General features: G+C 73.5%; 11 protein-coding genes. 6 read left to right on the top strand and 5 right to left on the bottom strand.

What is annotated here, in order from left to right; translation table 11 throughout:
* The first annotated feature begins 223 nt into the window (after positions 1 to 223).
* Complete coding sequence (locus SCAB_RS18725) at positions 224 to 1,048, top strand: hypothetical protein (protein ID WP_013001641.1); 825 nt, start codon at positions 224 to 226, stop codon at positions 1,046 to 1,048.
* A 90-nt stretch (positions 1,049 to 1,138) separates the two neighbouring features.
* Here SCAB_RS18725 and disA read toward each other — a convergent pair whose 3' ends face one another.
* The 3 genes from disA to SCAB_RS18710 form a co-directional block, all read right to left on the bottom strand.
* On the bottom strand, positions 1,139 to 2,263 hold the full coding sequence (gene disA, locus SCAB_RS18720; RefSeq protein WP_037726228.1) for a DNA integrity scanning diadenylate cyclase DisA: 1,125 nt from the start codon (positions 2,261 to 2,263) through the stop codon (positions 1,139 to 1,141).
* An 80-nt stretch (positions 2,264 to 2,343) separates the two neighbouring features.
* Positions 2,344 to 3,753 carry a DNA repair protein RadA gene (gene radA, locus SCAB_RS18715; protein ID WP_013001639.1) on the bottom strand — a complete coding sequence of 470 codons (1,410 nt, stop codon included), beginning with the start codon at positions 3,751 to 3,753 and terminating at the stop codon, positions 2,344 to 2,346.
* Between the two features lie 75 nt (positions 3,754 to 3,828).
* The gene (locus SCAB_RS18710; protein ID WP_013001638.1) at positions 3,829 to 5,229 is read right to left on the bottom strand and encodes a hypothetical protein; all 1,401 of its coding nucleotides are present in this window, start codon (positions 5,227 to 5,229) and stop codon (positions 3,829 to 3,831) included.
* 215 nt (positions 5,230 to 5,444) lie between these two features.
* Here SCAB_RS18710 and SCAB_RS18705 point away from each other — a divergent pair, with 215 nt between their 5' ends.
* Positions 5,445 to 7,163, top strand: a complete 1,719-nt coding sequence (locus tag SCAB_RS18705; protein ID WP_013001637.1) for a BACON domain-containing protein — start codon at positions 5,445 to 5,447, stop codon at positions 7,161 to 7,163.
* A gap of 166 nt (positions 7,164 to 7,329) precedes the next feature.
* Here SCAB_RS18705 and SCAB_RS18700 read toward each other — a convergent pair whose 3' ends face one another.
* Entirely contained in the window at positions 7,330 to 8,220 is an 891-nt protein-coding gene (locus SCAB_RS18700) for a hypothetical protein (RefSeq protein WP_037726230.1), read from the bottom strand.
* A gap of 71 nt (positions 8,221 to 8,291) precedes the next feature.
* Here SCAB_RS18700 and SCAB_RS18695 point away from each other — a divergent pair, with 71 nt between their 5' ends.
* The 4 genes from SCAB_RS18695 (at position 8,292) to ilvD (ending at position 12,878) form a co-directional block, all read left to right on the top strand.
* On the top strand, positions 8,292 to 9,224 hold the full coding sequence (locus SCAB_RS18695; protein WP_013001635.1) for a Ppx/GppA phosphatase family protein: 933 nt from the start codon (positions 8,292 to 8,294) through the stop codon (positions 9,222 to 9,224).
* Between the two features lie 191 nt (positions 9,225 to 9,415).
* On the top strand, positions 9,416 to 10,237 hold the full coding sequence (locus SCAB_RS18690; protein ID WP_013001634.1) for a sugar phosphate isomerase/epimerase family protein: 822 nt from the start codon (positions 9,416 to 9,418) through the stop codon (positions 10,235 to 10,237).
* The gene (locus SCAB_RS18685) at positions 10,234 to 10,851 is read left to right on the top strand and encodes a TetR/AcrR family transcriptional regulator (protein WP_013001633.1); all 618 of its coding nucleotides are present in this window, start codon (positions 10,234 to 10,236) and stop codon (positions 10,849 to 10,851) included. The genes SCAB_RS18690 and SCAB_RS18685 overlap by 4 nt, the downstream gene beginning before the upstream one ends.
* Before the next feature lie 173 nt (positions 10,852 to 11,024).
* A complete protein-coding gene (gene ilvD / locus SCAB_RS18680; RefSeq protein ID WP_013001632.1) occupies positions 11,025 to 12,878 on the top strand; it encodes a dihydroxy-acid dehydratase in 1,854 nt (617 codons plus the stop codon).
* 116 nt (positions 12,879 to 12,994) lie between these two features.
* On the opposite strand, the gene SCAB_RS18675 is transcribed toward ilvD, so the two are convergent.
* Positions 12,995 to 15,286 (bottom strand): serine/threonine-protein kinase, encoded by a 2,292-nt coding sequence (locus tag SCAB_RS18675; RefSeq protein WP_013001631.1) that lies wholly within the window; start codon positions 15,284 to 15,286, stop codon positions 12,995 to 12,997.
* Positions 15,287 to 15,419 lie beyond the last annotated feature (133 nt).

Raw genomic sequence — 15,419 nt, 5'->3', positions numbered from 1 at the left:
GGGACCATGAACGGATCTGTGGGGCGCGGAAGTTCACACTGCGGGCGAGGCACCGGAGCGGTCACGGAGGGTGCCCGCACGGGTCGTGTGATCACGTAAAGCGATCATGTGGCGTTCCGTCGGGGCGGTGAGGGGAACGACCGGGATGATGATCCGGAAAAGTTGAGGTTTCGGGCGGCGGGTGGGGCCGGTGAAGGGCTCGATCTCTCGTACAGTTTGCGCCGTGGGATCTCTGCGCAATCCGATCGGGCCGCTTCCCTCCACCATCTACTGGCGACGGAGGGCCGTTCTGCTGACCGTCGTCGGTCTGCTGGCGATCCTGGTCGTCTGGATCGTCACCGGCGGCGGGGGCGGCGGGAACAACGCGGGGGAGCCCGACGGCAAGAACCCCGTCACCTCGATCACCCCCGGCCCGTCGGATTCCGGTCCCGCGATCAGTGAAGCGCCGGGCGGGCGGGACGAGTCGGGCGACGAGTCGAGCGCGGGCGGGGACGGTTCGGGCTCCGGTTCGGGGTCCGGCTCCGGTTCGGGTTCCGGTTCCGGAGGGTCCGACGGCGGGTCCGGCACCACGGGCGGGGGCACGTCGGACGACGGCGGCAAGAACGGGAGCAGTTCCGGGGAGCAGGTCGAGGCGGGGTCGAGCCTGCCCAACTGCACCGCCGGAGCGGTGAAGTTGACCGTACGCAGTGTGCACAACGCCTACGCGCCCGGGGTGAAGCCCACGTTCGAGCTGATCGCGCGCAACTCCTCCGGCGGTGACTGCAAGCTCGATCTCGGGCCGGACAACACGGTGGTGACGATCACCGCGGCCGACGGGGACGACGCGTTCTGGGCGTCCGACGACTGCCACGAGACCGCGGGCAGCCTGTTGTTCCGGGTGCCGGCCGGGGACCGGGTCACCTACACCCTGGAGTGGAACCGCGACCCCAGCGCGCCCAACTGCGCGACACCGTCGGCGGGTTCGGCAGCCGCGGGGACGTACCTGCTGGAGGCGAAGGCTCCGGGGCTCGCCACCGCCAGGGCGTCGTTCGTACTGGAGAAGGACTGACGGACGGGGCCGGGCGGGGGCGCGCCCCGGGACGTACCGTCGGCCGCACCGCACCGCACCGCCACCGCTGCCCGGTCCGTCCGGACGTGGCTAGACGTACCGCTCCAGGATCGAGGACTCCGCCAGGCGTGACAGGCCCTCGCGGACGCTGCGGGCGCGGGCCTCGCCCACGCCGTCGACCGTCTGGAGGTCGTCGACGCTGGCGGCCAGGAGCTTCTGGAGACCGCCGAAGTGCTCCACGAGGCGGTCGATGATGGCACCGGGCAGACGGGGCACCTTGGCCAGGAGGCGGTAGCCGCGCGGGGAGACCGCGGAGTCCATGCCTTCCGGGGAGCCGGTGTAGCCGAGGGCGCGGGCGACGGTGGGCAGTTCGAGGAGCTCCGAGTGGGCGAGGGCGTCGAGTTCGCGCAGGGCCTCGTCGACCGTGCGGGAGCGCTTGGCCGTCGGCTCGGGGACGTAGTCCCGCACGACCAGTTCGCGCTCCGGCTCGACGCCCGCGATCAGCTCGTCGAGCTGGAGGGCCAGAAGACGGCCGTCCGTGCCCAGTTCGACCACGTATTCGGCGATTTCGGTGGCGATGCGGCGGACCATCTCCAGGCGCTGGGCGACCGCCGACACGTCCCGGACCGTGACCAGGTCCTCGATCTCCAGCGCGGAGAGGGTGCCGGCCACCTCGTCCAGCCGGAGCTTGTACCGCTCCAGGGTCGCCAGGGCCTGGTTCGCGCGGGACAGGATCGCCGCCGAGTCCTCCAGGACCCGCCGGTGGCCGTCGACGTACAGCGCGATCAGTCGCATCGACTGGGAGACCGAGACGACCGGGAAGCCGACCTGCTTGCTCACCCGGTCGGCCGTGCGGTGCCGGGTGCCGGTCTCCTCGGTGGGGATCGTCGGGTCGGGGACCAGCTGCACGCCCGCCCGGAGGATCTTGGAGAGGTCCGAGGAGAGCACGATGCCGCCGTCGAGCTTGCACAGCTCCCGCAGACGGGTGGCCGTGAACTCGACGTCCAGGACGAAACCGCCGGTGCACATCGGCTCGACGGTCTTGTCGAAGCCGAGCACGATGAGCCCGCCGGTGTTGCCGCGGAGAATCCGCTCCAGCCCGTCGCGCAGGGCCGTACCTGGTGCCACGGCGCTCAGTGAGGCGCGCATCAGGCCATCGGCACCGGAGCTCCCGCCGGACTTTCCGGGAGCTGCTGCCCGGTCGTTGGCTGCCACTGCACTCCTCCGGTCGCGGGTTGGGGGCGCTCCCGTTTCGCACGCGTGGTTCGTACGGACGGGCGAGACCTGGGCAAAGTCTACCGGCGCTCCTCCTCGTCCCGTGGGGCCTCTCGCCGACGGGATCGCGGCAGTACCCGCAGCGCGTCTCCCATGTCGGCCACTTCCAGCACCTTCATACCGGGAGGAACCTTGCCCGGATCGGACGGGACGAGCGCGTGCGTGAACCCCAGGCGGTGGGCTTCGGACAGCCGGCGCTGGACGCCCGTGACCCGTCTGACCTCGCCCGCGAGGCCCACCTCACCGATCGCCACGAGGTTCTTGGGCAGGGGGGTGTCGGTCGCCGCCGAGGCCAGGGCCAGGGCGATCGCGAGGTCCGCGGCGGGTTCCGAGAGCTTCACGCCGCCGACCGTCGCCGAGTAGATGTCCCGCTTGCCGAGGGCGCTGATCCGGCCGCGCTGCTCCAGGACCGCGAGCATCATCGAGACCCGCGAGGTCTCCAGGCCGGACGTCGTACGGCGGGGGGAGGGCAGTTGCGAGTCGACTGTGAGCGACTGCACTTCCGCGACCAGCGGGCGGCGGCCCTCCAGGGTGACGGTCAGGCAGGTGCCGGGGACGGGCTCGTCGCGGCGGGTGAGGAAGAGGCCGCTGGGGTCGGTGAGGCCGGTGATGCCCTCGTCGTGCAGCTCGAAGCAGCCGACCTCGTCCGTGGCGCCGTAGCGGTTCTTGACGCCGCGGACCAGGCGCAGGCGCGCGTGCCGGTCGCCCTCGAAGTGCAGGACCACGTCGACGAGGTGTTCGAGGAGACGGGGGCCGGCGATGGCCCCGTCCTTGGTGACATGGCCCACCAGGAGCGTCGACATGCCGCGCTCCTTGGACGCGCGGATCAGGGCGCCGGCGACCTCGCGGACCTGGGCCATGCCGCCGGGGGCGCCGTCGATCTCGGGCGAGGCGACGGTCTGGACCGAGTCGAGGATCAGCAGGGACGGCTTCACCGCGTCCAAGTGGCCCAGCACGGCGGAGAGGTCGGTCTCGGCGGCGAGGTAGAGGTGGTCGTGCAGGGCGCCGATCCGGTCGGCCCGCAGACGCACCTGGCTCGCGGACTCCTCGCCCGTGACGTAGAGGGTCGGGTTCTCGGCGTCGGCGGCCTTGGCGGCGACGTCGAGCAGCAGGGTGGACTTGCCGACGCCCGGCTCGCCCGCGAGCAGGACCACGGCGCCGGGGACCAGGCCGCCGCCGAGGACCCGGTCCAGCTCCGGGACCCCGGTGGTGCGGGCGGTGGCCTGGCGGCCGTCGACCTGTCCGATGGGCACGGCGGAGGTGGTGACCCGGCCGGGGGCGGTCGTACGGACGGCCGGCGTGCCGTACTCGTCGACCGTGCCCCACGCCTGGCATTCGGGGCAGCGGCCGAGCCACTTGGCCGTCTGCCAGCCGCACTCGGTGCAGCGGTAGGACGGCCGGTCCTTCGCGGTTTTCGTACGGGCAGCCATGCACGAACCGTAACGGAGGGCACTGACACCGACGCCGGTACTCCGGTTCCGGTGCCGTGACCCGGGCAGGGCAACCTAGCGGCGGGGGCCGATCGTCAGGGCGGCAGGGCGGTACGGGACGTAGGCGGCGCCGTCGAGACCGAGGGCGAGTGCGGCGGTCTGGAGGGCGCCCGGGGTCGCCGAGGCGCCCCAGCGGCCGGCGTCCAGGCGGGACTCCAGGGCCTGCAGGGCGGCGACGGTCTCGGCGGTGGTGAAGGCGCAGTGGCCCTGGCGTTCGACGTAGGCCTGGCGCAGCAGCGCGGCGTCACCGGAGGCGCGCACGCGTGCGGCGAAGCGGGATTCCTGTTCGACGGGGACCAGGTCGTCGGCGACGGTGTGGACGTCCAGGAGCGGGACCGCGAGGCCCTGGCCGGCGGAGGAGGTGCGTTCGCCGGCCGCGACGGCGGACGGGTCGGCGGTGACAGTGGCGTGGGAGGTCAGGTTCCGCAGGTCGGCGCGCAGGTCGAGGCCGGCCTTCCGGTACAGGGCCCTGACCAGGGGCGCGTGCTGGGAGGCGGCGAGCACGCGCGCGTAGTCGACGCCCTTGTTCCCGGAGTTGTTGCCGCCGAGGGCCTTCTCCAGGTGGTAGCGGGCGGGTTCGACGCGGTTGAGGACGCCCTGCGCGAGCCACGCGTACTGCTGGGCCTGCTGCTCCTCCCGGTCGCCGGCGGCCGGACGCTGCTTGCCGGGTGCCCAGGCGGGCAGGTTGAGGTATGCGGCGGCGAGGGCGACACGGGCGCGGCCCTCGGGGGTGCGCTGCGCGGCGACCGCGGCGTCGGTGAGCTGCCGGCCGGTCGTGGCGCCCTCGGCCTCGGAGGCGAAGTCCACCAGCTTCACCGGGGTGTCCGGGAGCAGCAGCCGGGCGATCGTGTACTCGGCGTCGAGCTGGTAGGTGTGCAGGTCGTTGGCGCCGGCCACCAGCCCGCAGAGGCCGAGGGCGCCGTCGATCCCGCCGGCGCCGGAGCGCGCGAGCCGGGCGTTGACCAGGCCGCCCATGGACTGCCCGACGGAGAGCGTGCGGGCGGGTTCGCCGATCCTGTCGGTGACGGCCGCGACGGTGGCGACCTGGTCGCGCTCGGCGCTCTCCAGGGCCCAGAGGGTCTCGCTCACGTCGTAGGACGAGCCGGTGAGCGCGTAGCCCTCGTCGAGGAGCCGCAGGCGTACCGCCTCGCTGGGCGCGTTCTGGGGCGCGGTGCCGCCGAAGCCGTGGCTGAACACGATCAAGGTGCCGTTCCAGTCCTCCGGCACGTCCGCGATCCAGGCGGCACCGTCCGGGAGGGTGCCGGTGAGCCGCTCGGCGGCGGGCGCGGCGGCCCGGGGAGCGGCCGTCGAGACGGAGCCGCTGGTCAGCGCGAGGACGACGGCGGCCGCCAGGGCGGTGGCCGCGCGTGCGGCGGGTGCGTGGGGGAGGCGTGTACGGCGGGTGCGTGCGGTCATGAGAGTGGGGCTCCTGACTCGGCGTACCTGGAAGTAACTTGGACCCCTGGGAACTTAGGCGTGCCGCTTTCTGCGGTCAACAAACTGCACAACGTTGGCGGGATGTCGCCGGAACCCGGGGTTCCTGTCCCCTTATGAGGGATCGTTTCACCCGTACGGAGTAAAAGTGCCGAAGGGGCGAGAAGGGGCAGCTTCCGGGCGCCTACCGTCCATGAATGATGAGCATCAGTCCGGAAACCTCGACCCGCACCACCGGCGCGCACCGCATGTACAGCGAGGCGCGTGATCGGGCGGCCGCGCGGGCGGTGGCGCAGCGCACGCCGCCGCGCTACGAGCCGTACCTGGACGGCCTGTTCACCTACTGCATGTCCGTGCTGTGCGACCACGACGCCGCGACCGCCGCCCTGGCGGACGTCCTCGCGCTCGCCGAGCGCCGCCGGGGCCCGGACGACGCCGACGGCCGCCGGGCCCGGCTGTACGCGCTGGCCCGCTGGGCCTGTCTGCGCGGGCTCACCGAGGTCCGCCAGAAACGGCCCGGCACGCACGCCACGGGACGTCCGCCGGCACACGGAAGCGCGACCGCGTCCCCGCGCGCCCCCCAGGCCGCCGCCGGGTCCGCCGCCCTCTCCGAGGACGAGGAGCGGCGGCGCCGGCGTGAACTGGCCCGGCTCGCCTGGCCGGAGGCCGCCGGCACCACACCCGAGCAGCGCGAGGCACTGGAGTTGGCCGTCCGGCACCAGCTCACCGCGCCCGAGGTCGCCGACGTGCTGGGGATGGAACCGGCCGCCGCGCGGGAGTTGCTCGCCTCCGCCGCCTGCGAGGTGGAGCGCACCAGGGCGGCCCTGGCCGTCGTGGAGAGCGGTGCCTGCCCCGGCGTCTCCCGCCTCGCCGGTGACCAGCCCTTCGTCCTGAGCGCCGCCCTGCGCCGCGAACTCGTCCGGCACGTCGACGACTGCCCCGTCTGCCGTCGCGCCGCCGAGCGCGCCGTCCCCGGCCACTGGCCCGGCACCAGCGTCACGCCCGCCGCGCTGCCCGTCCTCGAAGCACCGCGCGCAGCCCTCGCTCCCGCGACGGCGCACCCCACGCGCGCGCGTCGCGGCGGCCCCCGCTTCGACCGGCGCGGCTTCCCCATGGACCCGAGGGACCGCGCCGCCCGCCGAGACCGGCTGCGCGCGCGTGCCGTCACGACGACCGTCGTGGCCACCGTCGTCGCCGCGCCCGTCTTCGCCCTCTGGGCCGCCTACCGGGGCGCCCCCCTCATCGGCGAGGGCGCCGACGGCCGCTCCGTCAGCGCGGGCGAGGAACAGGGCGACGGCGACGGCACCCTCGGCGAGGGCGGCGGCGACACCTACGAGAACGCCGGCAACGCCCGCAGCAGGCCCGGCCACCGCGCCGGCAAGGGCGCCGCGGACGACGTGACCGTGGAGGTCACCCAGGGGAAGGGGCGGGGCGCGCTCTCCGTCACCGCCGCGAACGACGGCGACACCACCCTCGTCACCCTCAGGGCGACCGGCGACTCACCCGTGCGCTGGTCCGCCCGCACCGGCGCCGACTGGCTCTACCTCAGCCGCTCCTCGGGCACCCTGGAACCCGGCGCGTCCACGACGATCAAGGTGTACGTCGACCAGCTCAGCGAGCCCGCCGGGTACTGGACGGCGGAGGTCTCGCTCGCCCCGTCGGGAGCCGTGGTGACGATCGAGGGCTACGGCCCGCTGCCGACGCCCCCCGTCGACACCCGGCCCACCCCGCCGGACCCCGACCCGGGCCCGCCGAAGCCCACGCCTCCGCCCCCGGCACCCGACCCGGACCCCACGCCCACCGGCCCGACCCAGCCCGGCCCGACCCCGGCACCCACCGACCAGACCCCCACGGACCCCCCGGGCCCGACCGCACCCCCGAACGACGGCGGAGGCGACCCCCCACCGGCCTCGTAGGGACGACGGGAGACGGTCGCGGGGCGGGCGGCAGGGCTTTTGGAGCAGGGCAGGCGCACGACGGCCCGTACGAGCCGCCGCACCCGATCCGAGGTCGTCGGCTCGCCGGCCGCGCCGCCCGCGTGCACCCCGCAGCGCGGGCTCCGTCCCGCCCGGCCCGCTCCGGCTACGGCCGAGCGGGACCCGGCGGGTCCGCCGGATGGGGTGCCACCAGCGGCAGGCGGGACGCCAGCCGCTGCTCGCACAGCTCGACCAGGCGGTCGTAGCCCGCCTTGCCCATCAGCTCGACCAGCTCGGGCCGGTAGGACACGTACACCGGGTCGCCCGCGCCGTGCGCCGAGGTCGCCGACGTGCACCACCAGTGCAGGTCGTGACCGCCCGGACCCCAGCCCCGGCGGTCGTACTCGCCGATCGACACCTGCAGCACCCGCGTGTCGTCGGGCCGGTCGATCCAGTCGTACGTACGCCGGATCGGCAGCTGCCAGCAGACGTCCGGCTTGGTCTCCAGCGGCTCACGGCCCTCCCGCAGCGCCAGGATGTGCAGCGAGCAGCCCGCGCCCCCGGCGAAACCCGGGCGGTTCTGGAAGATGCACGACCCCTTGTACGGGCGGGTCTGGCGGTCGCCGTCCTCGTCCTTGGAGACCCAGCCGGTCTCCGTGCCCACGTCGTGGAACTGCCAGATCTCCGGAGTGAGCCTCGCCACATGCCCGGCGACGCGTTTCTCGTCGTCCTCGTCCGAGAAGTGGGCGCCCAGGCTGCAGCACCCGTCGGCGGCACGGCCGGCCTGGATGCCCTGGCAGCCGCTGCCGAAGACACAGTTCCAGCGCGAGGTCAGCCACGTCAGATCGCAGCGGAAGACCTGCTCGTCGTCCGCCGGATCAGGGAACTCCACCCACGCGCGCGCGAAGTCGAGCCCCTTCTCGTCCGGCGCGGCGGGCTCCGCCGAGCCCTTCGCCGACCTGGCCGGCCTGGTCTCCGCCCTCGCCCGCGAAGAGTCGCCGGTCACGGCCGCCTGCGCTGCCGACTTGTCGGCCTTTGCCTTTTTCGTCTTTGGCACCCGTCCAGGGTACGGCGCCGGAGACCGCATCGAGGACCTCGCACGGCCCGGCTGGCAGTAGCGTTCCGCCCATGAGACTCGGTGTCCTCGACGTGGGATCGAACACGGTGCATCTGCTGGTGGTGGACGCACACCCGGGCGCACGCCCCCTGCCCGCGCACTCGTACAAGGTGGAGCTACGCCTTGCCCAACTGCTCGACGAGGCCGGGGCCATCGGTCCCGAAGGGGTCGAGAAACTCATCGCCGTCATCCACGAGGCGCTCCAGGCCGCCGAGGACAAGGGCGTGGAGGAACTGCTCCCGTTCGCGACCTCCGCCGTGCGCGAGGCCAGCAACGCCGACGAGGTCCTCGCCCGGGTCCAGGACGAGACCGGCGTCGAACTGCAGGTCCTCACCGGCTCCGAGGAGGCCCGGCTGACCTTCCTCGCGGTCCGCCGCTGGTTCGGCTGGTCGGCCGGCAAGCTCCTCGTCCTCGACATCGGCGGCGGCTCCCTGGAGATCGCGTACGGCATAGACGAGGAGCCGGACGCCGCCGCCTCGCTCCCGCTCGGCGCGGGCCGTCTCACCGCCGGCTGGCTGCCCGGCGATCCGGCCACCCCGGACGACGTCCGGGCGCTGCGCCGCCACGTCCGGGCCCAGATAGCCCGCACGGTCGGGGAGTTCAGCCGGTTCGGCGCGCCCGACCACGTGGTCGCCACCTCCAAGACCTTCAAGCAGCTCGCCCGCATCGGCGGCGCGGCCCGCTCCACGGAGGGGCTCTACGTCCAGCGCGACCTCAAGCGCGACTCCCTGGAGTCCTGGGTCCCCAAGCTCGCCGGCATGACCACGGCCCAGCGCGCCGCGCTCCCCGGCGTCTCCGAGGGCCGCGCCAACCAGCTCCTCGCGGGGGCGCTGGTGGCCGAGGCCGCGATGGACCTCTTCGAGGTGGAGACGCTGGAGATCTGCCCCTGGGCACTGCGGGAGGGCGTGATCCTGCGACGCCTGGACCACATGGGGACGGCGTAGGGGGCAGGGGACAGGAGGGGCCCCGCGGGCTTGAAAGCACGGGGGCGCAGCCCCTGCTTCTCCAGGGGCGCGGGGAACCGCGCGAGAGGCCCCACCGGACCCGCACCCGCCGACGCACCCTCACCCCCGCGGCGCCCGGGCGCACCGCCCCCAGCCCCACCCGACCCGCCCCACCCCGTAGGCTGTCCCGCGTGGCAGAACCCGTACGGATCCCGGATGCGAAGGTCGCCCTGTCCACGGCCTCCGTATACCCGGAGTCGACGGCCATGGCCTTCGAGATCGCCGCGCGCCTGGGCTACGACGGCGTGGAGGTCATGGTCTGGACCGACCCGGTCAGCCAGGACCTGGAGGCCCTGCGCCGCCTCTCCGACTACCACCAGATCCCCATCCTCGCCGTCCACGCGCCGTGTCTGCTGATCACCCAGCGGGTGTGGTCCACCGACCCGTGGGTCAAGCTCCAGCGCGCCCAGGCCGCCGCCGAGAAGCTCGGCGCGAGCACGGTCGTCGTCCATCCCCCCTTCCGCTGGCAGCGCCAGTACGCGCGCGACTTCGTCACCGGAATCTGGCGGATGGCGGGCGAGACGGACGTCCGGTTCGCCGTCGAGAACATGTACCCCTGGCGCTACCGCGACCGCGAGATGCTCGCGTACGCCCCCGACTGGGACGTGACGAAGGACGACTACCGGCACTTCACGATCGACCTCAGCCACTCCGCGACCTCCCGCACCGACGCCCTGGAGATGGTCGACCGCATGGGCGACCGCCTCGGCCATGTGCACATGGCCGACGGCAGGGGATCGGCCAAGGACGAACACCTCGTCCCGGGCCGCGGCAGCCAGCCCTGCGCCGAACTGCTGGAACGTCTCGCCCAGCGCGGTTTCGACGGCCACGTCGTGATCGAGGTCAACACCCGCCGCGCGATGTCCGCCGCCGAGCGCGAGGCCGACCTGGCGGAGGCCCTCGCCTTCACCCGGCTGCACCTCGCCTCCGCCGTGCGGGTCCCGCGACCGTGACCTCCGCCACCCCCCGCCGCCGGGGCCGGCCCTCCCGCACGGAGTCGGCCGACACGCCCGCGGCCCGCGACCGTATCCTCGCCGCCGCCCGGGAGGAGTTCTCCGAACGCGGCTACGACAAGACGTCCGTACGCGGCATCGCCAAGGCCGCGGGCGTGGACTCGGCGCTCGTGCACCACTACTTCGGCACTAAGGAGCAGGTGTTCGAGGCGTCCATCGAGGTGGCCTTCGGTCCGCTGCTGAGCGCACCCGGCTCGATCGCCGAGGGCCCCCTCGACGGGGTGGGCGAGCGGCTGGCCCGCTTCTTCTTCGGGGTCTGGGAGAACCCGGCGACCCGCGCCGCGCTGCTCGCGATCGTCCGGTCCGCCGTGAACAACGAGGTCGCGGCCACCGTCTTCCGCCGTCTGGTCTCGGCGCAGCTGCTGCGCCGCGTCGCCGCCCGGATCGAGGGCCCGGACGCGGAGCTGAGGGCCGAGCTGGCCGCCGCACAGCTGGTGGGCATCGCGATGCTGCGGTACGTGATCAAGGTCGAGCCGCTGGCCTCGGCGGACCCGGAGCAGATCATCAGGAGGGTGGCGCCGGTGGTTCAGGCCCACCTGACCGCGCCTCTTTAGGGGGCGGGGAACGGCGCGAGTTCAGGGGCGCGGGGAACGGCGCGAGCACCCCTTCCACGCGCACCCGAAAACCGAGACGGCCGTCCCACATTCCGGTCATCGTGTCCATCCCCTGGATGACCGGCGTACGCTCGACCTCAGTCATAACTCTCCGAAGGAGCGAGGCGAGCGCGATGCCCGAGCTGAGGTCCCGCACAGTCACCCACGGCCGCAACATGGCGGGCGCCCGCGCCCTTATGCGCGCCTCCGGTGTACCGGGCGCGGACATCGGCCGCAAGCCGATCATCGCGGTCGCGAACTCCTTCACCGAGTTCGTGCCGGGCCACACCCACCTCCAGCCGGTGGGCCGGATCGTCAGCGAGGCGATCCGCGAGGCCGGCGGCATCCCGCGCGAGTTCAACACGATCGCCGTCGACGACGGCATCGCGATGGGCCACGGCGGCATGCTGTACAGCCTCCCCTCCCGCGACCTGATCGCGGACAGCGTGGAGTACATGGTCGAGGCCCACTGCGCCGACGCCCTGATCTGCATCTCCAACTGCGACAAGATCACTCCGGGCATGCTGAACGCCGCCCTGCGGCTCAACATCCCGACGGTCTTCGTCTCCGGCGGCCCGATGGAGTCCGGCCGGGCCACCCTCGTCGACGGCACGGTCCGCACGCTCGACCTGGTCGACGCGATCTCCGACGCGGTCAACGACAAGATCTCGGACGAGGACATCCTCCGTATCGAGGAGAACGCCTGTCCGACCTGCGGCTCGTGTTCCGGCATGTTCACCGCCAACTCGATGAACTGCCTCGCGGAGGCCATCGGACTCGCCCTCCCGGGCAACGGCTCGGTCCTGGCCACGCACACGGCCCGCCGGGCGCTGTACGAGAACGCGGGCCGCACGGTGATGGACATCACCCGCCGCTACTACGAGCAGGACGACGAGACGGTCCTGCCCCGCAACGTCGCCACCTTCGCGGCCTTCCAGAACGCCATGGCCCTCGACATCGCGATGGGCGGCTCGACCAACACGATCCTGCACCTGCTGGCCGCCGCCCAGGAGGCGGGCGTCCCGTTCGACCTGGACGACATCAACGAGGTCTCGCGCCGGGTGCCGTGTCTGGCGAAGGTCGCGCCGAACGTCGCCAAGGACCGCACGTACTACATGGAGGACGTGCACCGGGCCGGCGGCATCCCCGCCCTCCTCGGCGAACTGCACCGCGCGGGCCTGCTCAACGAGGACGTCAACTCGGTTCACAGCCCGTCCCTCGCCGACTGGCTGAAGACCTGGGACGTGCGTGGCGGCTCCCCGTCGCCGGAGGCACTGGAACTGTGGCACGCGGCACCCGGATGTGTCCGTTCCGCCGAGGCCTTTTCCCAGTCCGAGCGCTGGGAGGCCCTGGACGTGGACGCCGAGGGCGGCTGCATCCGCTCCGCCGAGCACGCCTACTCCAAGGACGGCGGTCTCGCGGTCCTCAAGGGCAACCTCGCGGTCGACGGCTGCGTGGTGAAGACCGCCGGCGTCGACGAGTCGATCTGGACGTTCGAGGGCCCGGCGGTCGTCTGCGAGTCGCAGGAGGAGGCCGTCCAGAAGATCCTCATGAAGGAGATCAAGGAGGGCGACGTCGTCGTCATCCGCTACGAGGGCCCCAAGGGCGGCCCCGGCATGCAGGAGATGCTCTACCCGACCTCGTACCTGAAGGGCCGCGGGCTGGGCAAGTCCTGCGCGCTGATCACCGACGGCCGTTTCTCCGGCGGCACCTCGGGCCTCTCCATCGGCCACGCCTCGCCCGAGGCGGCCGGCGGCGGCACGATCGCCCTCGTCGAGGACGGCGACCGCATCCGCATCGACATCCCGAACCGTTCGATCGAGCTGCTGGTCGACGACGCCGAACTGACCCGCCGCGAGCAGGCCCTGGGCGGCGTCTACGCCCCGAAGAACCGCGAGCGCAAGGTGTCGGCCGCACTGCGCGCCTACGCCGCGATGGCCACCAGCGCCGACAAGGGCGCGGTCCGGGACGTCAGCAAGCTGGGCTGAGGAACCCCGCGCCGAGGCGCGGAACCGTCGAGTCGAGGGCCGTCCCGCTGCGGGGCGGCCCTCGGCCGTGGAGGCCGCCCGCCCCGCCCTCACCCCGCCGTCACCCGGCGGGAGGGTCACCAGCTTCCCGGATCGCTCCCGTCCAGCCCGAGCACCGTCCCGTCCAGCGCGCCCGCGCAGACCCGCCCGCCGACGACCACGGGCTCGGGCAGCGAGGCCGTGACCCGGCCAGGGTCACCGAGCCGCGACGGCGTGTCCCCGCTGATCCGGCCCTTCCGCAGGTCCACCGCGAGCAGCCGCCCGTCCGAGGCCGTGAAGTACAGATGCCGGTCGCCGGCGACCGGCGCCGAACCCCGCGCCACGCCCGTCTCCGTCCGCCACACCTGCCTGCGGGCCTTCATGTCGACGGCCGCCAGGGCACCGCCCGCGCCGCTCAGCAGGTACACGACGTCACCCCGCACGACCCCGCGGGCCTGCTGGAGCGGCACGGGCAGGGCGACCCGGACCGTCCTCCCGGTGCCGGTGCCGGTGCCGGTGCCGGTGCCGGGGTCGTACCGGACCACGCCGACCGTGTCCTCGTAGGCGCCGCCGATCGAGGTGAGGAAGACGGCGCCGTCCGCGGCCCCCGTCAACTCCAGGCGCCCCTTCAGCCGCGTGTCCCAGCGCACGTCCCCCGACGCCGGGTCCACCGCGGTGATCCGGGTCCGGGCCCCCGCCCCCTCGCCGGTGACGTACGCCAGGTACGCCGACCGGTCCCCGTCGAACGACGTGAAGTACGCCTCCGGCTGCCCCGGGATCCGGCCGCTCCACCGCGTGTCACCGGTGGCGGTGTCCACCCCGGTGACGGTCCCGTCGGCGGCGGTCAGCAGCAGCGTGCCGCCCGCGTAGTGCCTGCCGCCGTACGCGGAGACGTCCCGCTCCCACCGCACCTCGCCGGTCTTCGGGTCCAGCGCAAGGGCCCGGCGGTTCTCGTCCGTCAGCACCTGCACCAGCCCGCCCGACACGACCGGCGGCCCGCTCGCGCCGAGCGCACCCGACCCGTCGACGGGGTGCCGCCACAGCACGCTGCCGTCCGCCGGGTCCAGCGCGGAGACCAGCCCCGGCTGCGCGCACAACAGCTTCCCCGCCCCGTACGAGCACTGCGGCGCGCTCTTCTTCCTCGCCGCCGGTCTGGTGACCCAGGCTTCGAGCGCGGGTGCGGCGGCCGCGCGACCGGCCCGGGGCGAGGTGTCACCCCCGTCCGGCCGCCCGCCCTCGCTTCCCAGGGCCCGCACGGAGGCGAACCCCCCGCCCGCGACGAGCACCACCGAGGCGGCGACCAGCACGGCCCGCACACGTGACCGGCCCCCGAGCCGGCCCGCACGCCGCCCGGAGTCCCCCCGCCCGTCGGGCGCGTGGCTCTCGCCGGGCTCACCGGTCCCGGCAGGGCCGCCGAGCCCGGTGCCGCAGTCGGCTTCCGCCTCGGCCTTGACGTCCTCGTCCTCGTCCTCGTCCGCGTTCCGGGTCGTGCCCGGCGACGACACCCAGCCCGTGCCCTCCCGCTCCCGCTGGGTCGTCATGAAGGTCTGTGTGTCGTACGAGGCGGCCACGGACCGGAGCGCGTGCATCAACTCGTCCGCCGTCGGCCGGTCCTCGGGCTCCTTGGCCAGACAGGCACCGACGAGGGGCGCGAGGTTCTCGGGTACGCCGGTGAGGTCCGGTTCGTCGTGGACCACCTGGTAGGCGACGACATAGGGACTGTCGGAGTCGAAGGGCCCGCGTCCGGTGGCCGCGTGCACGGTGACCGAGCCGAGGGCGAAGATGTCGGCGGCGGGCCCGACCTCCCGCGGCCGCCGGAACTGCTCGGGCGCCATGAACGGTGGCGTGCCGATCAACTTCCCCGTCTCGGTGCGCAGTTCGCTGTCCTTCGGCCGGGAGATGCCGAAGTCGATGACCTTGGGACCGTCCTCGGCGAGCAGGACGTTGCTGGGCTTGAGGTCCCGGTGCACGACACCCGCGCGGTGGATGTCCCGCAGGGCCTCCGCGAGCCCGGCCATCAGCCGCCGCAACTGCCCCGGCGGCATGGGCCCGTTCCGCTTGACGTGCTCGGCGAGGGTCGGACCGGGGATGAAGAGGGTCGCCATCCAGGGCCGGGCACTGTCGGTGTCGGCATCCACGACCGGTGCGGTGAAGGCGCCGCTCACCTGCCGGGCGGCGGCGACCTCCTGCCGGAAACGCCCTCTGAACTCGGGGTCCTTCGCGAACTCGGCGTGCACCACCTTCACCGCGAGCCGCAGGCCGGACGTGGAGGCGGCCAGGTGGACGACGCCCATCCCACCGGAACCCAGATACGACTCCAGGCGGTACTGGCCGGCGTACTCGGGAAGTTCCGGTTCCGCTCCCGACCCGGTGCCGCGCTGCGGTGCCATGGGTCCACCCCCGTGCTCTTTCGGCCGCTCGCGCGACGTTCGGAGCCTAGTCGATGACCCGTACGGGACAGAGGCGGCCTGCTGGCCCGGACGCGCGTAAAACGCACAGGTGTGCGTGGCCTGAATCAGGGGT

Origin of the sequence: Streptomyces scabiei 87.22 (assembly GCF_000091305.1) — a bacterium.
Lineage (GTDB): Bacteria > Actinomycetota > Actinomycetes > Streptomycetales > Streptomycetaceae > Streptomyces > Streptomyces scabiei.
The sequence above is the reverse complement of the archived record's forward strand: the minus strand, read 5'-3'. Positions and strand labels throughout refer to the sequence as shown.

Excerpts from the sequence above, each read along its gene's own strand:
- ilvD (WP_013001632.1), top strand. The coding sequence starts at position 11,025 with ATGCCCGAGCTGAGGTCCCGCACAGTCACCCACGGCCGCAACATGGCG.
- SCAB_RS18705 (WP_013001637.1), top strand. The coding sequence starts at position 5,445 with ATGATGAGCATCAGTCCGGAAACCTCGACCCGCACCACCGGCGCGCAC.
- radA (WP_013001639.1), bottom strand. The coding sequence starts at position 3,753 with ATGGCTGCCCGTACGAAAACCGCGAAGGACCGGCCGTCCTACCGCTGC.
- SCAB_RS18695 (WP_013001635.1), top strand. The coding sequence starts at position 8,292 with ATGAGACTCGGTGTCCTCGACGTGGGATCGAACACGGTGCATCTGCTG.
- SCAB_RS18710 (WP_013001638.1), bottom strand. The coding sequence starts at position 5,229 with ATGACCGCACGCACCCGCCGTACACGCCTCCCCCACGCACCCGCCGCA.
- SCAB_RS18675 (WP_013001631.1), bottom strand. The coding sequence starts at position 15,286 with ATGGCACCGCAGCGCGGCACCGGGTCGGGAGCGGAACCGGAACTTCCC.